Raw genomic sequence first — 16,938 nt, 5'->3', positions numbered from 1 at the left:
ATGATGACAGACGAACATATCCCCTCCGCCAAACGGCTTTTAAGAACACTCAATGGTGAAGCCTTGTGGCCGCCTCCGATGTGGCTGATGCGGCAAGCTGGTCGCTTTCTGCCAGAATTTCGGGCCATGCGTGCCAAAGCAGATTTTCTGACACGCTGCATGACACCAGATATTGCAACAGAACTGACATTGCAGCCGATCAAACGTTTTGGAATGGACGGCGCTATTCTGTTTTCCGATATTCTGATTTTACCATGGGCGATGGGACAATCCCTTGAATTTGTAGAAGGTAAGGGCCCTATACTGGGTGCTATTCGCTCTGAGCAGGATCTGGCCAAGTTGGATCCTGCGCGTATTGCCGAGATTACAGCGCCTGTTTTGGAAACTCTGACACGCTTGCGTAAAGAACTGAATGGCCCGGATAAAATTGGTGTTGCACAACCAGGCGCAACCACTTTGCTTGGTTTTACGGGCGCTCCCTTTACAGTTGCCTGTTACATGGTTGAAGGGCATGGATCTCGGGAGTTTGCTGTTACCCGGCAGATGGCTTACGCGGAACCTGTTCTGTTTGATCGGTTAATGGATTTACTTACCCGAACAACAGCCGAATATCTTTGCAAGCAGATTGAAGCAGGTGCTGAAGCTGTCATGCTATTTGATTCGTGGGCTGGTCTGTTATCTCCCTCAGAATTTCGTAAACACGTTATTGCGCCATCTCGCCAGATTGTTCAGGCTATTAAAGCCCGACATCCTTCTACCCGTATTATCGGGTTTCCGCGTTTAAGTGGTGTATTGGTTGCCGAATATGCACGAGAAACCGGCGTAGATGTTGTGGCGCTGGATACAGGGGCAGATATAGAAATTGTGCGTTCCATGCTGCCAGAGCATGTTGGAATTCAAGGTAATCTGGACCCGGTTTCTGTATTGGCAGGTGGAGATGCCATGAAGCGTGAGGCACTGGCTATTCGTGAAGCTGGCCGAGGGCGTGCGCATGTTTTCAATTTAGGGCATGGTGTGTTGCCACAAACACCTGTTGAACACGTTGCGGAATTGGTAAACACGATAAGGGAAACAGCCTGATGGCAGAACAACCACTCGTTCTTTCCCCTCAAGGGCATCTCAAACTTATTATTTTTGATTGCGATGGTGTTCTGGTTGATAGCGAAGAAACATGTTGTCGCATCAGTGCAGAAGAAGCTCGGCGCGTTGGTATGAACGTGCCGGATAAGCAAGCAGTAAAAGTATTTTCCGGCATGGCGTTGCCGGGAATACAGCACATGATTGAGCAGGAAACTGGCGCAAAGCTAGGGGCTGGATGGGCAAGCATGATGCAAAAACGCTTTGTGGTTGCCATGAAAGAAGGTGTTGAACCTGTTGAGGGCGTTTATGATATGCTCAATAGTATTCAAAAAATGGGTGTTCCTGTAAGGGTTGCATCCAATTCATCTCAAGAAGAGATGGATGCAAAGTTTTCTATTACCAATCTTGAGCACTTTTTTAAAAACCGTATCCACTCAGCAAGAGATATGGGAATTCCAAAACCCAAACCTGATGTGTATCTGAAAGCCGCAGAAGAAGAAGGTGTTTCTCCTGCAGAATGTCTTGTACTGGAAGACAGTGATACAGGTGCACAGGCAGCCGTTGATGCCGGAATGGCTTGTGTGATGCTAAGGCCAGAAGGAAACCCTATTCCAAAATGGAATAATATTTTAAGAATTAACCATCTTTCACAATTTGCGCCTTTGGTTCAGAAAGCTTTGCAACAGCAAGGGCGTTGATGATGGTTATAGATACCCTTTTGCCGTGGTTACGTTGGCTGATAGCTTTTCATATCATGTCTGTTATGGCGTGGATGGCCGGGTTATTTTATCTGCCACGATTATTTGTTTATCATTGCCAGGTTGCTGTTGGATCACAGGAAAATCTGCGGTTTAAAATTATGGAACGCAGACTTTTGAAAGCAATTATGACACCGGCTATGTGTGCTAGCCTGTTTTTTGGTGTGCTACTTGTGTTGACCCCAGGTGGGGTAAATTGGCATGCGGGATGGTGGCATACAAAACTTACTGCTGTATTCTGTATGTTTGTTTTTCATGGGTGTTGTGCGCGTTGGTGTAAAGATTTTTCTTCTGACCATAATAGGCATTCAGAAAAATTTTATCGTATTGCCAATGAAGTGCCAACTATCTTGATGATGATTATTGTTATTATGGTTGTTGTTCAACCATTTTAGAAAAATCCCCTGTAAATCAGGGGATTTTTATTTTTATATCATATTTTTAATACGTAAAAGACCAAATGCAGCTAAGCTGACCATGCAGGTGATCTCATTTTTACGTATCATATTTTCTACTTCTGAAAGAAGAAAAGTATGACATGTCATACCTTGTTCGGTATCCTCTAGCTGACGGTTACCTTGGGTTAATCCTGTGGCCAAATAGACGTGACCTTTCTGGGTAGAATATCCTGCTCCCTGATAAACAATGCCTGCATGTTGTAATGTTTGGGCTCGTAAGCCTGTCTCTTCTCGTAATTCACCTGCGGCAACATCTTCTATTTTGGCATCTGGTTGAGCCTCCCACATGCCCATTGGTAACTCCCATAGCCGTTTTTTAATGGGATAACGGTATTGATTGACCAAAGTTACAGTTGGGTGGCCATCTGTAGATGTGCCCAAAGGAAGGATAACAACAAATTCGCCTCTTTCTACAATGCCATAAAGGCCATCTTTACCATTAGGTAAGCGGATGATGTCTTCCCGCACACGGGTCCATGGGTTTTCATAAGCAATGCGGGTGGAAATGGTGATGTAACCTTCATCATCAGGTGAAGACATATTCATGCTGGATTCCTAAGTTTTGCTTTGCATTCGCCTATCATATGCGAGCAAATTGGTACGGATTCTGATTATGCCATACCATTACCATGAAGGAATGTAATGAACGGAAATAATAATATTGAAGGAGCACCAGATACAGCAGGAAAAACGCTATGGTCTATTTTTGCCATCGTGGTTTTTACTTTGCTTTGTTACGTAGAAATCGGTTTACAAATGGCAGTTGTGCCATTGTTTGTAAAAGAACAGTTGGGATTTAGCTCTGCGCTCGCAGGGTTTGCTGTTTCCGTTCAGTATCTGGCCACATTTATATCCCGTGTAGGAGCTGGCCGGCGGATAGATACACGTGGCCCTAAAAGGGTTGTCATTGCAGGGCTTTTTCTGGGTGCGCTTTCTGGTTTGTTCATCATGCTTGCGCCTTCCATGATGGCCTGGCCTGTAGGGGCTTTGGCAATTGTTCTATTGGGCCGTATTTTTTTGGGCATATCTGAAAGCTGGGTTGCGACTGGTGTTATTGTCTGGAACATTCAGAGGGTAGGGGCACCCGGAACCGCCCGTGTTATCTCCTGGAATGGTGTGTGTTCTTATGGCGGCATTGCATTAGGGGCGCCTATTGCCATGATGATTTATCAGTCTCATGCTGCATTAGGTGGTTTTTGGGGCATAGGCCTGTGCTGTATGCTGATGCTGCTTTTGGGGGTGCCGTGGGCATGGCATCAGGTAGCAGTTAAACCGCTTTCCCCATCTACGGGTAAGCGCCATTCCTTTATGACAGTTTTTGGTCAGGTTGCACCATATGGCATGGCTCTGGCTGCGGGTTCTATTGGGTTTGGCGCTATTTCATCCTTGCTGACGTTGTATTTTGCTGATCAGAACTGGAGCGGAGCTGCAACTGCATTATCTATTTTTGGATGTGTTTTTGTTTTGACACGGTTTGGTTTTACAACTCAGATAACAAAACGTGGTGGCACAATTGTTGCATTGGTTTCCTTACTCATAGAAAGTTTGGGCTTATGTGTATTGGCTATGGGGCATTCACCTGTTTGGGCAAATATAGGGGCTGCGTTAACGGGTGCTGGTTTTTCACTTTTGTTTCCTGCTTTGGGGGTAGGGGCTGTAGCCCGCACAAAGCCAGAAAATAAAGGTATTGCTGTAGGCGCATTTTCTGTTTTTCTTGATATCGCCCTTGGCCTATCAGGACCCGTTTTAGGCTTTATTATTCCGTTTTGGGGATATCAGGGATTGTTTTTAACAACAGCACTTATGAGCCTGATGGGTGTGGGAATATGTGCTTTTGTTTATCGTAAGGAAAATGGACAATCCATTTTACCGTAAGAAACAGATCTCTAAAACTTTAGAAACTTATTTGGAGGAACATAAAGAATGACAATTGATGTGCGTGCAGTCGCCGTGTTCTGTGGTTCCCGCATGGGGGCAAAGCCTGTGTATCAGCAGGCAGCGCAGGAAACGGGCAAAGAATTGGCCAAGGCCGGAATCCGGCTGGTATATGGGGGCGGTGCAAATGGGCTGATGGGGGTTGTGGCCCATGCTGTTATTCAAGCAGGTGGCAGTGTTACGGGTGTTATCCCTGAATTTTTAAAAACCCGTGAAAAAATGAATGAAGACGTTTCTGAACTGATCGTTACAGATTCCATGCATACCCGTAAGCAGATCATGTTTTCACGTGCCGATGCTTTTTGGATTTTGCCTGGTGGTTTTGGAACATTTGAAGAGCTTCTGGAAATTCTGACATGGAGACAGCTTAAACGCCACGATAAGCCCATCGTGCTTATTAACGTAGATGGATGGGGCGATAAGGTTGTAGCCATGCTTGATGAGGCGGTGAAACAAGGATTTGCCTCAGTAGATGCGAGATCTTTGTTGAGCGTTGTGCCGAATGCTGCCGCGGCTCTGGAATGCTCCCGCGTTACAGAGCATACAGAAGCGTTGGGTATGGATGTGATGTAAAATAAAATGGAGCAAGGGTAGGAAGGCTCATTTCTACTCTTGCTTCTCAGGCCAGAGCGCTGTATAGGCAGCGTGTAATCGGAGTGTAGCTCAGCCTGGTAGAGCACTGTGTTCGGGACGCAGGGGCCGGAAGTTCGAATCTTCTCACTCCGACCAAGTTTTTCCTTAAAATTGTTATGATGCGTTATGCAATGCATATTGCATAAAAAAAACTTCTGCCCGGAATAGATTCCAAGCAGAAGCATTTTCATACATTTATATTCTGTTATCAGGCACTTTTAACGGCGTAAGGTTGCACATCTGATGCATTTGAATGTTGAAAATTCTGCAATGTGTCTTCCAAGGAAGAGCCAATAAGCAAAGAATCCCAACGGTGCATTTCTGTCTTTTTAGCCACAAGTGCCGCGTGGTTGATTTCTTCCAACTTAATGGCAGCATAAGAACCTAAGCCAATGCTCGCCAAGAAAGCTGCCAGACCAATCAAACCTGGGCCAGAAAACACGTAATCATTCCAACGTGTTGTTTCTGGCAACATCTGCCACAAATATACAGAAAAAGGCGTGTTATCTACAAAATCAGACTGGTTTACAGTGAGACCAGAATGAAAAATAGAAAACTTAAGCCCGCATGCAATAAAAATAAAAGTGGAGCAGATGGCCAGGCTAAGGGCAGCTAGCCATAAAGAAACAAAAGTTGCTTTTTTCCATGCCATGAGTCCGGCCTCCTAATTTGGGGTGTTAGGGGGCAAAGCAGAAGATAATTCTTTTCCGCTTCCTCCAATGATTAAAATGTATATCAGGAATGCAAAAAACACAACATGAATCTGAGCTTTTATCCTAGCAGATCAGGAGAAAAAGCAGTGGCAAATTGTCTTTTAATGCCCATGTAATAGTTAGAAGAAAGACACATTACGGCATTATGTCGTGCAGCAGTATCCGAAGTTAAGTGCAAAGGGCACCGGTGTTATGTGGACTGCAATATCCAAAAAAACAGGGTTGGCAGCCCTTTTGGTATGTGGGCTTAGCGTTCCTGTATTTTCAGCACATGCTCATCCCGGGCCAGGCGGGGGTGGCTTTGGTGGAGGGGGCGGATTTGGCCACGGTGGATTTGGCGGTCCCGGTGGTGGTGGATTTGGCCACGGTGGCTTCGGCGGTCCTGGTGGTGGCGGTTTTGGTCATGGTGGCTTTGGTGGCCCCGGAGGAGGTTTTCCTCGTGGTGGATTCGGTGGCCCACGTGGAGGTCCGGGTGGCCCCGGTGGTTGGGGTGGCGGCCCGTGGCGTGGCGGCGGCTGGGGAGGGCGCCCGTGGGGCGGCGGTTGGTACGGTGGTTGGGGAGGTGGCCCGTGGGGCTGGGGGTATCCGTATTATGGTTGGGGCTATGGCGGCCCGTGGGGATACCCTTATTGGGGTGGTGGTTGGGGCTGGGGGGCTCCGTTTATGTTCGGTTCTGTGCTTGGTCTAGCGATAGGAAGTGCTGCGGCATCCGAGTATAATTCGGTGCCACAGCAGAGCATTTATGCCCCGCCATCCTATTATTATAATGGTGCGCAGCAGGGGGAGAGTGTGCCTTCTTATCCACCCCCCACAAGTTATGGAAATGATACGGATTCATCGTCTGTTGTTAGATGTAGTGCCGGAAAATTTTTTAATACCCGCACAGAAAGCTGTGACAGAAAATAGGAAACAGAAGCTTATTCTGTAAGGCTAGAATCCGTATCAGAACAGTTTAGGTGTGGTATGGAAATTTGGCTCCTTCTAAGCGGAGAAGCCATGCTTTATCATCCACACCACCATCTCCAGAATATCCTCCTAAGCTAGAAGCCCCCACAACGCGGTGGCAGGGAATAAGAATAGGAATGGGGTTTCTCCCGACAGCTTGACCAACTGACTGAGGGCTACCGCCGATTTTTTTGGCGAGTTCTCCATATGTGGTTGTCTCGCCTACAGGAATTTCCTGCAATGCTGCCCAAATTTTTTTCTGATAAGCTGTTCCATACGGATCTAGCGGGAATGGAAAAGCACCTACTGCCTGAGGATCATCAAACCAATTATCCAACCATTCACGCGCTTGGCAGAGCAGAGGGGTTTCGGTTTGATCTCGCCCCCATCCCCAATCCAAAGAGATAATTTTTCCTTCTTCCTCAGACAAAGTGATCGGGCCTAAAGGAGAGTGCAGCGAGAGTTGGGGCATAAAAAGATAACCTTACTTTTGTTTAAAATCTTGTGGTGTTGTGTGAGCGGAGTGTGTTCATCACGAGGGCAAGAGGGAGGCTATCATTTTTTAACCCTACGTTTGCATGAAAAACTGCATTAGAAGCAGCAAGAAGAAACAGGCATACGATAACGGGAAGGATGGCCGCGTTGGGGTATCAGGCTGAAGATACAATCTTTGCGCTTTCAACAGGAATAGAGCGTGCGGCAATTGCAGTTTTGCGTGTGAGTGGCGCAGGCAGCCGTAATATTCTTTTACAGCTTTGTGGCAAGGTGCCAGAAGCGCGTAAGGCGGTTCTTCGCAAAATTTGGAAAAACGCATCTGCTCAGGATGACTTGCTAGATGAAGCACTGGTTCTCTGGTTTCCCGGGCCGCAGAGTTATACAGGGGAAGATGGGTTTGAACTGCATCTGCATGCAGGGCCAGCTATTATTCGTGCTGTTTCCGACGCTTTGGTTCAGCTAGGCGCGCGCCCAGCGGAGCCCGGTGAATTTACAAGACGAGCATTTGTAAATGGTCGTATGGATTTGGTTGAAGCCGAAGGTATTGCTGATCTGGTTGCCGCTGAAACCGATGGACAGAGAAAGTTAGCTTTGGCGCAGGCAGATGGTGCATTAAGCCATTTATATTCAGGCTGGTCCGAGCGGTTAAAAAAAGTTCTCGCTTTTCAGGAAGCCCTTATAGATTTTCCAGATGAAGGTTTGCCGTCTGAAGTGGAAGAAGGCATCAATCAGGAAATTCAGAAACTTCAGTTTGAAATGCAACAGCATATAGCTGATGGAGAACATGGAGAGAGGATACGGCAAGGGGTGGTATTTGCCATTACTGGCCCACCAAATGCAGGCAAAAGCAGTTTGTTAAATTGGCTTACGGGACGGGATACCGCCATTGTATCTTCCAAGGCTGGGACAACGCGTGATGCTTTGGAGGTAGCCTGTATTCTTGCCGGGATAAAGGTGACATTTGTTGATACCGCAGGCTTGCGAGAAACAGATGATGAAATTGAAGCTGAAGGGGTACGCCGCGCATTGTTTCACGTGAAACAGGCTGACTGTGTGTTACAAATGTTCCCAGCGAATGAGCCGCCGGATGATGTTTTCCCCGATGCGGTTTTGATAGGGAACAAAGCTGATATCGGAGAAATTCCAAAAGTCATTCAAGGTAAGAATGTTCGTGCTATCAGTTTGAAAACAGGAGAAGGGCTGCCGGAACTCTACACTTTTCTGCAAAGAAAAGTTGAGGAACTAACGGCGGCATCTATATCAGGCGCACCGCTTCTTACACGTGCGCGGCACAAAGCTGGTGTGCAGGAGGCTGTACAATGCCTCCATGCTGCGTTGCAGCAGGACTGGCCAGAATTGCGCGGCGAAGAACTAAGGTTAGCTATGCGGGCATTGGGACGGTTAACCGGGCATGTTGGTGTAGAAGATCTGCTGGATACGATATTTGGCCAGTTTTGTATTGGAAAGTAAGGTGTGCAGGAAGGGCAAGCAATGAACAAGGCTTACGATGTTATTGTGGTAGGGGGAGGCCATGCTGGATGCGAGGCCGCTGCCGCTGCTGCGCGTTGTGGTGCCAAAACGCTTTTGTTGACGCACCATAAAAATACGGTTGGCGCCATGTCCTGTAACCCTGCCATAGGCGGTATAGGGAAGGGCCATCTGGTGCGTGAAATTGATGCGCTGGATGGTGTTATGGCACGGGCGGCAGATAGGGCCGGTATTCACTTTAAACTTCTTAATCGCTCCAAGGGGCCTGCTGTGCAGGGGCCACGGGCTCAGGCAGATCGTCTTTTATACCGTCAAGCTGTGCAGGATATTTTGGCGGACACAGCAGGGCTTGATATTGAAGAAGCCGCTGTAACAGATCTGATTTGTGATGATCAAAACCGCGTTGCTGGTGTTGCCTGTGAGGATGGCCGCCAATGGGCTGCTGGTGCTGTTGTTTTAACAACAGGTACGTTCCTAGATGGAGTTATTCATATTGGACATAAAAGCCAGCCGGCGGGGCGGATTGGAGAACAACCTTCGGTTGCATTAGCATCGCGGTTAAAAAAACTGGGCTTGCGAATTGCGCGTTTGAAAACCGGAACGCCAGCACGCCTCAAGCGCGATACAATAGATTGGACATCTCTTGCTGTTGACAGGGGGGATACATCCCCCGAACCATTTAGCCGATTGACGGCATCTATCACAAATCCGCAAATGGTGTGTGGCATAACGACAACAGTTCCAAAAACCCACGATATTATCAGGGAGCATTTGCATCTGTCTGCCGTGTATGGCGGAGCTATTTCAGGCCGCGGGCCGCGATATTGCCCTTCTATTGAAGATAAGGTTGTGCGGTTTTCAGAAAAAACAGGGCATCAGATTTTTCTAGAGCCTGAAGCACTTCCTGATCACGAAGGGGGAGATCTCGTTTACCCCAATGGTATTTCAACCAGCCTGCCAGCAGATGTGCAGGATGCCATGATCCACTCCATTCCAGGGTTGGAGAAGGCGGTTATTGCGCAATATGGTTACGCTGTAGAATACGATTACGTTGACCCGCGTGAACTAACGGTTTCTTTGGAACTTAAAAAGTGCCCTAATTTATTCTTGGCGGGCCAGATTAACGGCACCACAGGGTATGAAGAAGCCGGTGCTCAGGGGCTTCTTGCTGGGGTAAATGCGGCAAGAAGAGCAGGGGGGCAGCAGGCTGTTAGCCTTGATCGTGGCAAAGCCTATTTGGGTGTCATGATTGATGATTTAACCACGCAAGGGGTGAGTGAACCTTACCGTATGTTTACATCGCGTGCTGAATATCGTCTGACATTGCGGGCTGATAATGCAGATGTACGTTTAACTCCAATAGGGTTGGATTGGGGGTGTATCGGTGCAGAGAGGCGTGAAGCCTTTGCGAGAGATATGCGCGAGATAGAACAATTGACTCAAAAAGCAGAATCAGAAAGTTGGCCACCACAAGCACTTGCTCAGGTTGGTATTAAAGTAGCGCAGGATGGCCGCCGCAGAAATCTTTTGGAAGTTATCGGGCAGGCAGTTCCTGAAAATACTATAGAAGCCTTGGCACCTTGGGTGCAGGAGTATTCTGAACGTGCGCGCAGTTATGTAAGGACAGAAGCACGTTATAGCGGCTATCTGGTAAGGCAGAAGCGCGAGATTAAACAGCTTGAGGCAGAAACAGAAATTCGCTTCCCTCAAGATATGGATTTTAGAAAAATAGGTGGCCTGAGTGCAGAAATGCAGGAAAGGTTAGAGCAGGCACGCCCTGAAAGCTTTGGTGCTGCACAACGTATACCGGGCATAACCCCTTCTGCCCTTATGGCTGTTTTGGCTTATCTCAAAAAAGGGCAGCACCATGCACAAGTGGCCTGAGGGTGTTCATGTTTCACGTGAAACAGAAGAAAGACTTTCTGCCTTTGTGAGCCTTCTGGAAAAGTGGAACCCTCGTATCAACCTTGTTTCTTCCAAGGATATTGAGAATGTCTGGAGCCGGCATGTTCTGGATAGTCTTCAACTTGTTCCTTTGATACAAGGCCAGAGCCGATTTATTGATATGGGCTCTGGGGGTGGATTCCCGGCTGTTGTGGTAGGGATTGCCACAGGAATACCTGGGGTATTGATTGAATCGGATCAAAGGAAGGCTGCTTTTTTGCGTGAAGCCGCGCGGCTTACCCAAACGGATTTGGAAGTTTTGCCATGCAGGCTTGAAAGTGTAAAAGTTCAGCCTGCGCCTGTAGTAACAGCGCGGGCCTTGGCCCCGTTGGTTAAACTTTTGGAGTGGGCGCACCCGCTGTTACAACCAAAAGGAAAAGCTGTTTTTCTTAAGGGGCAACAGGCTGTGCAGGAAATCCAAGAAGCGGAACAGGTTTGGCAAATGGATGTGCAAACATATCCAAGCCAGACAAGTTCTGATGGTATGATTCTGGAAGTGAGAAATTTTAATCGTGTCTAAGGTTAAGAAAAGCGGGAAAGCCTGCCACGTTTTTGCTGTTGCAAACCAGAAAGGGGGCGTAGGCAAAACCACTACCGCCATTAATCTGGCAGCATCTCTGGCGGCCGATGGCGCTAAAGTTGTGCTTCTGGATATGGACCCTCAGGGGAATGCTTCAACGGGTTTGGGAGTTGATTATGATTCCCGCAAAGGTGGCTCTTATGCGCTTCTAATGCATGAAAAAGTCGCGGATGATCTTTTACAGCCTACCGAGATTGAAAATCTTTCAGTTATCGCGGCCAATACAGAACTGGTTGGTGCTGAGATTGAATTGGTGGATGCTGAGCACCGAGAAACCAGATTACGCACGGCATTGGAACCTCTGCGCGAGACTGTGGATTTTGTGATTATAGATTGTCCCCCAAGCCTTGGGCTTCTGACGCTGAATTCTTTTGTGGCGGCAGATGGTGTGCTGGCTCCGCTACAGTGTGAGTTCTTTGCGTTGGAAGGCTTGGGGCATCTGGTAAAGACCATTGGGCGGGTGCAGAAAAACCTGAACCCAGAACTGAAAATGGCAGGCATTGTGCTGACCATGTATGACAGACGAAATAATTTGTCTGAGCTTGTGGCTGCGGATGCGCGAAGCTTCTTTGGTAAAGATGTGCTGGAAACGGTTATCCCACGTAATATTCGTATTTCAGAAGCCCAAAGCCATGGTCAGCCTGTTATGCTGTATGATTCCAGAGCCAGTGGAACAACCGCTTATCAGGCATTGGCAGCAGAAGTCATGAAGAGGGCATCGGTATCATGAGTGGTCAATCATCACGTAAATCTTCCGCTCGTCCTAAGCTTGGGCGTGGATTGGCTGCGTTGCTGGGTGATGTCGCTTCTGTAGATGACCCTGCATCTTCTGCTAATAAATCCGCCAGTAAGGCTGCGCCTACAGCAAGCTCATTACCGATTGAGGTTCTGGCGCCAGGGCCTTTTCAGCCACGTCAGGATATGGAGCCAGAAGCATTACAGGAACTGGCTGAATCTATCCGGGAGCGGGGTATTCTCCAGCCTATTCTGGTGCGGCCAGACCCTCATAAAACGGGCCATTATCAGATTATTGCGGGGGAACGTCGCTGGCGTGCTGCACAGTTGGCGCAGTGCCATGATGTGCCTGTGCATGTCAGGAATCTCTCAGAAGCAGATGCTATGGCAGCTGCTCTGGTTGAAAATCTCCAGCGAGCAGATCTGAACCCGGTTGAAGAAGCTGAAGGTTTTAGCCGACTGATGGAAGAATATAGCCTGACCCAGGATGAACTGGCAAAAGCTATAGGCAAATCTCGCCCCCATGTTGCCAATACGCTGCGTTTGTTGCGTTTGCCTGATGTGCTGCGGCAGGAGCTTAAAAAGGGCACCCTTTCTGCTGGGCATGCGCGTGCGTTGCTAGCGCATCCAGACCCCATACAGGCCGCAGCAGAGGTTATTTCCAAAGGGTTATCTGTACGGCAAACAGAGGCTTTGGTTCAGAAAGCCCTTGAGCAGGCAAAAAATACAAAAGTTGAAACCAAAGAACCTAAAGTGATGAAAGATCCCGAAATTTCTGCCTTAGAGCGGGATTTGGGCACGCGCTTAGGGCTTAAGGTGCACGTTCATTTTGATGGACGCAAAGGTGGCTCTTTGCAAATTCATTACAAAAGCCTGGATCAGCTGGATGCTGTGCTGGCTATGTTAAAAACCTGAATTTTCAGACTTGTCTTAATGATTTAGAGGTGGTAAAAACTGCCTCACTTCAGCAGTTATATGCTGTAAGGGCGCATAGCTCAGTTGGTAGAGCAGCTGACTCTTAATCAGCGGGTCCAAGGTTCGAGCCCTTGTGCGCCCACCAATCTTTTCTAAAATTTTTGGTGGTTTTTAAGTGTAAGGCTGGCAAGCAATCCAGCCTTCCGAGTTCAATCCGCAGTTATTTGAAACAGATAGTGCCTATTGCTGGCAGGGCTGGAGGTTTTTTTTGCCTGTAGCGGCTTGCGCGGTTTGTTCCTCTATTATCAAGAGTTTCCACGTGTTTTTATAGCAAAGGGGAAAGCAAGGAATGGATGTTGCCATTATTCTTGCTTTACTCGGTTGGCACACGGGAACTAAAGTTCAAAAATTCTTCTTTTAGCTGATAAGCAGTTCTGCCCCAAGGCTTATACGCCATAACCAGTCTATCAGGACGGATAAGGCTGGGCGGGAGATTTATCTCAGTTAAAAGAAGGGCCGCATGTAATGATAACCGTGCATCATCTGGATAATTCCCGTTCACAACGGGTGCTGTGGCTGTTGGAAGAGCTGGAACTTCCCTACGATATCCAGTTTTACAAACGCGATCCTAAAACCATGATGGCCCCCAAATCCCTGCAAGCCATTCATCCATTGGGCAAGGCTCCGGTCATAACAGATACGGATGGGAACGTAACGCTGGCAGAAAGCGGAGCGATTATCGAATACGTTATCAATAAATACGGTCATGGCCGACTAGCACCGGCGTGTGACACACCCGAATATATCCGCTTCATATACTGGCTGCATTATGCGGAAGGGTCTGCCATGCCACCGCTCTTACTCAAATTGATATTCGGTATGCTGCCCAAACAGGCGCCTTTACCTTTCCGCCCGTTTGCTTTTCTGATTTCAAAAGGAGCGCAGGTACAGTTTATAAATCCGCAGCTCAAATTGCATATGGATTATTGGGAACATAGCCTGTCTGAAAATGAATGGTTTGCTGGGAATAACTTTACCGCAGCAGATATCCAGATGAGTTTTCCTCTGGAGGCGGCAGCCGCACGTGCTGGAGCAACAGACAATCGGCCTCATGTAAGAGGCTTCTTGCATCGTATTCATAACCGTCCGGCTTATCAGCGCGCCCTATATCGTGGCGGCATATACACTTACGCTCATAATGCCAGCGAGTCTGTGCCCTGATATCGATCATTTATTTGACCACAACAGAAAGCGTATCTGGCTTATCATAGGATGAATGTGTTTTACCGAAGGGAGGATTTCACGCTCCTCGCCTTATGGAAGCCTCTGGGATTAAGTTAAAAAAGGGAATAATCATCATAACTGAAACTTCTTCAGAATATTCTGATAGGAAGTGCAAATCCTTTTTTACCAAACGTATAGAGAAACATGAGCAGTCCAGATCATAATCAGATATCACAAGATCCTTTTTCTCGTGAAGCATCGCGGTTGCGGAAAAGCTTTTTCGAGATGAATCTTTATGAAGGATTTGAACTTCTGATCATGCTGGTTCTTACTGGCCTGATCATGGTTATTACAACCATTGCAACATGGCACCTTACCAAGGAAGTTTGGTATCTGGTGATGTCATCACAAATAGATGCTTCAAACATGCCAGCTTTTCAGGAAGTGTTTGGCAATATTTTTACGGTGATTATTGCTCTGGAGTTTAAAAGTTCGCTGCGTATCAGTTTGTCGCATAGTCGGGATGTGGTGCGTGTACGTACAATTGTGCTCATTGCGCTTCTGGCTGTTTCTCGTAAGTTTATTATTCTGGATCTGCACGAAGTAAGGCCTGCTGAGATGCTGGCGTTTTCTGCGGCTGTTTTGGCCTTGGGTGTTGTTTACTGGTTGATCCGTGAACAAGATATTCGTGTTGCAACTGGTAAGGGGGAGCTCATTGCACAGGCACCTGTTCCCCCTGTAAAAACAGATGAGCAATAGCCACATTGTTGTAATGTTGTATTTTGCTTTTCAGGAACACCATAATAGTGCAGCAGGGTGAGCTTTTTCCGCAGGAGCAAAGGCTTCCTGCGGTATCAGACGCTTTGTGGGGGCGGCTTGCAAGGTCATCTTTTCGGAGTAGGTTTCACTTAAACTGTCAGGATATGACATATCTGACAGACAAAGGCTTGCCTGTGGTGGCTGAACATGGACGAGACTTTATTGCTCGGCGCCTTGCTCCGGCAAATCCGAAAAAAGATGGCAAACAAACTCCATGGAAGGGTCATCCTGTTTTTGTAGCGCAACATGCTACGGGCACGTGTTGTAGATCATGCTTGGAAAAATGGCATGGTTTCGTAAAACATCAGCCTCTTTCTCCAATACAGCAGACCTATGTGCTTGCTGTTATTATGGGGTGGCTGGAACGTGAATTAGAACGTGAAAATAAAAAAGGCAGCCTCTAATTAGGCTGCCTTTTTACAATCAAGCCGTTGTTTTTTTATCCATCAGAAGCGTAGTGACTGCCTGTTTAAAGGGCGTAAACCTGTCTGCCAGCCGGATACACGCTTGCCTAATGGGTTTAAATGGCAACGCATCATGCGTGTAAAGGGAGGCTATGCCATTCGTGCCGGCAAATAGCAAAGCAGTTGCACGCCTATGTTGCCGTTCATACTGCTGCAAGGCGCGTGCATTCCCGGCATCTGCCTGAGCGTTAAAGGCTGCGCCAATGCATTGTGCCAGCGTTTCTTGCCCCTTCAACCCCAGGTTGAAACCGTGTGCTGTGATGGGATGCATCCCCACGGCGGCATCTCCAACCAAAGCTAAACGCCGACCTACAAAGCGATGCGCATATACACCCTTAAGTGGATAAGCATGGCGTGTGCTGACAAGGCGCATTTGTCCTAATCTAGCCCCAACACGTTGGGTAATTTCCGCATTGAATTCATCGCGCGGTGTTGCGAGCAGGCGCTGTATTTCGTTTGCAGGAAGCGTAAGAACCAAAGAGGACGCCATGCCATTCACTGGCAGCAAAGCTATCGTCTGTCCTTCATCAAACCATTGCAGGGCGATGTTGTGATGGGGAGATTCATGCGCCATGCGGCAAACCAGCATGGATTTGTGGAAATCATGCACAATAGCGCCAATACCTGCGCGCCTGCGCGTAGGAGAAAAGCGACCATCAGCTCCAACGACAAGGCGCGCCTTGATTTGTCCGCCTGAGTGATGGACGGCGGCATAATCTTGGCCTTGCCTTACTGTTTCTACGCTGGTGTGTGGCTGTAGGTGAATACGTTCTTTCTCGCTTGCTGCGGCAAAGAGGGCACGCCGAATGTGGTTGTTGGAAACGAGCCAGCCGAGAGCTTCTTCTCCACGCCCATTTGTATCAAATGTAAGCGGATGGCGAAAACGTCCTGTTTCCACATGCGCTTCCCGTAAGGGGCAGATAACGCTTTGCGGGATATGATCCCATGCTTCGCATTCTTTAAGAATACGCATAGAATAATGCGTAAGGGCTATTTCCCGCCCATCAAAGGAAGGTTCTTCCCATACAGGGAGTGGAGAACGTTCTAGTACGGTTACAGAAAGGCCGGCTTTTTCCAATGAAAGGGCTGTTGCCAACCCAACCGGACCACCACCAATAACAACGGCGTCTGTTATATGTGTCATGGTGTTTTTCCATCAGCTGCAAAATTTACCGGCTGACCTTGCCATGTAGCTGTAAACTCAGCCGGGTTTGGGCGCTTGGGTGTGGGAAGCGGTGCATCTGGCGTGCCGATAAACAAAAAACCTGCTAATTTATGGGGTGCAGGAAAGCCGAGTTCTTTAGCAAGAACAGGGTCATTCACAACATCACCAGAAACCCAAACAGCACCAAATCCTAATGCATGCAATGCATTCAGGATGTTCATGGCGCCTGCGGCTACAGTCATTTCCTGTTCCCATAAAGGAATTTTATGTCCTGGACGTAGGTGCATGCCCAAAACGAGTGTCATGGGAATTGTGGAAAATCTTTTAAGGCGCTTTTCTTTTTTAAATTCGGGTACGTCCGGGTCAAGTCGAACCATACTGGTAACAATACGCTCAGCCAGTAGCGAACGTGCATCATCTTTTACAATAACATAGCGCCATGGACGTAGCTTTCCGTGATCTGGAGCCCGCATAGCGGTAGCTAAAACCTCGGCCATTTGCGCTTCAGATGGTGCCGGAGCCTGAAGATGATCCGTTGATGCACGGGATAAAAGCATGTCCATGGGTGTCATAGGGATATGTCCGTC

The 16,938-nt window shown here is 47.9% G+C and carries 19 protein-coding genes and 2 tRNA genes; 16 read left to right on the top strand and 5 right to left on the bottom strand.

What is annotated here, in order from left to right:
* Genes hemE through hemJ form a run of 3 tightly spaced genes read left to right on the top strand, consistent with a single transcriptional unit; the run spans nucleotide 1 to nucleotide 2,233 of the window.
* On the top strand, nucleotides 1-1,080 hold the full coding sequence (gene hemE / locus WG31_RS13220) for a uroporphyrinogen decarboxylase (protein WP_081461453.1): 1,080 nt from the start codon (nucleotides 1-3) through the stop codon (nucleotides 1,078-1,080).
* Nucleotides 1,077-1,778 (top strand): HAD family hydrolase, encoded by a 702-nt coding sequence (locus WG31_RS13215; protein ID WP_082823223.1) that lies wholly within the window; start codon nucleotides 1,077-1,079, stop codon nucleotides 1,776-1,778. Before hemE ends, WG31_RS13215 begins: the two co-directional genes overlap by 4 nt.
* 2 nt (nucleotides 1,779-1,780) lie before the next feature.
* Entirely contained in the window at nucleotides 1,781-2,233 is a 453-nt protein-coding gene (hemJ, locus tag WG31_RS13210; RefSeq protein ID WP_063354991.1) for a protoporphyrinogen oxidase HemJ, read from the top strand.
* Nucleotides 2,234-2,266: 33 nt separating this feature from the next.
* On the opposite strand, the gene WG31_RS13205 is transcribed toward hemJ, so the two are convergent.
* The gene (locus WG31_RS13205) at nucleotides 2,267-2,842 is read right to left on the bottom strand and encodes an NUDIX domain-containing protein (RefSeq protein WP_063354804.1); all 576 of its coding nucleotides are present in this window, start codon (nucleotides 2,840-2,842) and stop codon (nucleotides 2,267-2,269) included.
* 96 nt (nucleotides 2,843-2,938) lie between these two features.
* On the opposite strand from WG31_RS13205, the gene WG31_RS13200 reads away from it, so the two are divergent.
* The 3 genes from WG31_RS13200 to WG31_RS13190 all read left to right on the top strand — a co-directional run bounded on the left by WG31_RS13200 (nucleotide 2,939) and on the right by WG31_RS13190 (nucleotide 4,960).
* Complete coding sequence (locus WG31_RS13200; protein WP_006116590.1) at nucleotides 2,939-4,171, top strand: MFS transporter; 1,233 nt, start codon at nucleotides 2,939-2,941, stop codon at nucleotides 4,169-4,171.
* Between the two features lie 48 nt (nucleotides 4,172-4,219).
* On the top strand, nucleotides 4,220-4,804 hold the full coding sequence (locus WG31_RS13195) for an LOG family protein (protein ID WP_006116589.1): 585 nt from the start codon (nucleotides 4,220-4,222) through the stop codon (nucleotides 4,802-4,804).
* Nucleotides 4,805-4,883: 79 nt separating this feature from the next.
* Nucleotides 4,884-4,960: transfer RNA gene (locus WG31_RS13190), tRNA-Pro, on the top strand.
* 112 nt (nucleotides 4,961-5,072) lie between these two features.
* On the opposite strand, the gene WG31_RS13185 is transcribed toward WG31_RS13190, so the two are convergent.
* A complete protein-coding gene (locus tag WG31_RS13185; protein ID WP_006115708.1) occupies nucleotides 5,073-5,516 on the bottom strand; it encodes a hypothetical protein in 444 nt (147 codons plus the stop codon).
* A gap of 332 nt (nucleotides 5,517-5,848) precedes the next feature.
* Between WG31_RS13185 and WG31_RS15950 the strand changes: the two genes are divergently transcribed.
* A complete protein-coding gene (locus WG31_RS15950) occupies nucleotides 5,849-6,265 on the top strand; it encodes a hypothetical protein (RefSeq protein ID WP_063354803.1) in 417 nt (138 codons plus the stop codon).
* Nucleotides 6,266-6,529: 264 nt separating this feature from the next.
* On the opposite strand, the gene WG31_RS13170 is transcribed toward WG31_RS15950, so the two are convergent.
* Entirely contained in the window at nucleotides 6,530-6,994 is a 465-nt protein-coding gene (locus WG31_RS13170) for a methylated-DNA--[protein]-cysteine S-methyltransferase (RefSeq protein ID WP_063354801.1), read from the bottom strand.
* A gap of 161 nt (nucleotides 6,995-7,155) precedes the next feature.
* On the opposite strand from WG31_RS13170, the gene mnmE reads away from it, so the two are divergent.
* The 9 genes from mnmE to WG31_RS13125 all read left to right on the top strand — a co-directional run bounded on the left by mnmE (nucleotide 7,156) and on the right by WG31_RS13125 (nucleotide 15,126).
* On the top strand, nucleotides 7,156-8,487 hold the full coding sequence (gene mnmE / locus WG31_RS13165; RefSeq protein WP_063354800.1) for a tRNA uridine-5-carboxymethylaminomethyl(34) synthesis GTPase MnmE: 1,332 nt from the start codon (nucleotides 7,156-7,158) through the stop codon (nucleotides 8,485-8,487).
* A gap of 21 nt (nucleotides 8,488-8,508) precedes the next feature.
* Nucleotides 8,509-10,389 carry a tRNA uridine-5-carboxymethylaminomethyl(34) synthesis enzyme MnmG gene (gene mnmG, locus WG31_RS13160; protein ID WP_063354799.1) on the top strand — a complete coding sequence of 627 codons (1,881 nt, stop codon included), beginning with the start codon at nucleotides 8,509-8,511 and terminating at the stop codon, nucleotides 10,387-10,389.
* Nucleotides 10,373-10,969, top strand: coding sequence for a 16S rRNA (guanine(527)-N(7))-methyltransferase RsmG (gene rsmG / locus WG31_RS13155; protein WP_006115702.1), 597 nt, complete (start codon nucleotides 10,373-10,375; stop codon nucleotides 10,967-10,969). The genes mnmG and rsmG overlap by 17 nt, the downstream gene beginning before the upstream one ends.
* Nucleotides 10,962-11,759, top strand: coding sequence for a ParA family protein (locus WG31_RS13150; RefSeq protein ID WP_006115701.1), 798 nt, complete (start codon nucleotides 10,962-10,964; stop codon nucleotides 11,757-11,759). The genes rsmG and WG31_RS13150 overlap by 8 nt, the downstream gene beginning before the upstream one ends.
* Nucleotides 11,756-12,679, top strand: a complete 924-nt coding sequence (locus tag WG31_RS13145; protein ID WP_063354798.1) for a ParB/RepB/Spo0J family partition protein — start codon at nucleotides 11,756-11,758, stop codon at nucleotides 12,677-12,679. The genes WG31_RS13150 and WG31_RS13145 overlap by 4 nt, the downstream gene beginning before the upstream one ends.
* 69 nt (nucleotides 12,680-12,748) lie before the next feature.
* A tRNA-Lys gene (locus WG31_RS13140) sits at nucleotides 12,749-12,824 on the top strand.
* Between the two features lie 380 nt (nucleotides 12,825-13,204).
* On the top strand, nucleotides 13,205-13,900 hold the full coding sequence (locus WG31_RS13135; RefSeq protein ID WP_063354797.1) for a glutathione S-transferase: 696 nt from the start codon (nucleotides 13,205-13,207) through the stop codon (nucleotides 13,898-13,900).
* 207 nt (nucleotides 13,901-14,107) lie between these two features.
* Nucleotides 14,108-14,662, top strand: coding sequence for a phosphate-starvation-inducible PsiE family protein (locus WG31_RS13130; protein WP_006115687.1), 555 nt, complete (start codon nucleotides 14,108-14,110; stop codon nucleotides 14,660-14,662).
* A 47-nt stretch (nucleotides 14,663-14,709) separates the two neighbouring features.
* The gene (locus tag WG31_RS13125; protein ID WP_063354796.1) at nucleotides 14,710-15,126 is read left to right on the top strand and encodes a DUF4186 domain-containing protein; all 417 of its coding nucleotides are present in this window, start codon (nucleotides 14,710-14,712) and stop codon (nucleotides 15,124-15,126) included.
* A gap of 19 nt (nucleotides 15,127-15,145) precedes the next feature.
* Here the strand turns inward: WG31_RS13125 and ubiM are convergent, their stop codons facing one another.
* Nucleotides 15,146-16,330, bottom strand: coding sequence for a 5-demethoxyubiquinol-8 5-hydroxylase UbiM (gene ubiM, locus WG31_RS13120; protein WP_063354795.1), 1,185 nt, complete (start codon nucleotides 16,328-16,330; stop codon nucleotides 15,146-15,148).
* The gene (locus WG31_RS13115) at nucleotides 16,327-16,923 is read right to left on the bottom strand and encodes a nitroreductase family protein (RefSeq protein WP_063354794.1); all 597 of its coding nucleotides are present in this window, start codon (nucleotides 16,921-16,923) and stop codon (nucleotides 16,327-16,329) included. The genes ubiM and WG31_RS13115 overlap by 4 nt, the downstream gene beginning before the upstream one ends.
* Nucleotides 16,924-16,938: the final 15 nt, after the last annotated feature.

Source organism: Acetobacter oryzifermentans (assembly GCF_001628715.1).
GTDB lineage: Bacteria > Pseudomonadota > Alphaproteobacteria > Acetobacterales > Acetobacteraceae > Acetobacter > Acetobacter oryzifermentans.
This window is presented reverse-complemented; position numbering and strand designations above follow the sequence as displayed.

Coding starts and splice junctions, on each gene's coding strand:
- hemE (WP_081461453.1), top strand. CDS start 1: ATGATGACAGACGAACATATCCCCTCCGCCAAACGGCTTTTAAGAACA.
- hemJ (WP_063354991.1), top strand. CDS start 1,781: ATGGTTATAGATACCCTTTTGCCGTGGTTACGTTGGCTGATAGCTTTT.
- WG31_RS13205 (WP_063354804.1), bottom strand. CDS start 2,842: ATGAATATGTCTTCACCTGATGATGAAGGTTACATCACCATTTCCACC.
- WG31_RS13200 (WP_006116590.1), top strand. CDS start 2,939: ATGAACGGAAATAATAATATTGAAGGAGCACCAGATACAGCAGGAAAA.
- WG31_RS13195 (WP_006116589.1), top strand. CDS start 4,220: ATGACAATTGATGTGCGTGCAGTCGCCGTGTTCTGTGGTTCCCGCATG.
- WG31_RS13185 (WP_006115708.1), bottom strand. CDS start 5,516: ATGGCATGGAAAAAAGCAACTTTTGTTTCTTTATGGCTAGCTGCCCTT.
- WG31_RS15950 (WP_063354803.1), top strand. CDS start 5,849: ATGCTCATCCCGGGCCAGGCGGGGGTGGCTTTGGTGGAGGGGGCGGAT.
- WG31_RS13170 (WP_063354801.1), bottom strand. CDS start 6,994: ATGCCCCAACTCTCGCTGCACTCTCCTTTAGGCCCGATCACTTTGTCT.
- mnmE (WP_063354800.1), top strand. CDS start 7,156: ATGGCCGCGTTGGGGTATCAGGCTGAAGATACAATCTTTGCGCTTTCA.
- mnmG (WP_063354799.1), top strand. CDS start 8,509: ATGAACAAGGCTTACGATGTTATTGTGGTAGGGGGAGGCCATGCTGGA.
- rsmG (WP_006115702.1), top strand. CDS start 10,373: ATGCACAAGTGGCCTGAGGGTGTTCATGTTTCACGTGAAACAGAAGAA.
- WG31_RS13145 (WP_063354798.1), top strand. CDS start 11,756: ATGAGTGGTCAATCATCACGTAAATCTTCCGCTCGTCCTAAGCTTGGG.
- WG31_RS13135 (WP_063354797.1), top strand. CDS start 13,205: ATGATAACCGTGCATCATCTGGATAATTCCCGTTCACAACGGGTGCTG.
- WG31_RS13130 (WP_006115687.1), top strand. CDS start 14,108: ATGAGCAGTCCAGATCATAATCAGATATCACAAGATCCTTTTTCTCGT.
- ubiM (WP_063354795.1), bottom strand. CDS start 16,330: ATGACACATATAACAGACGCCGTTGTTATTGGTGGTGGTCCGGTTGGG.
- WG31_RS13115 (WP_063354794.1), bottom strand. CDS start 16,923: ATGACACCCATGGACATGCTTTTATCCCGTGCATCAACGGATCATCTT.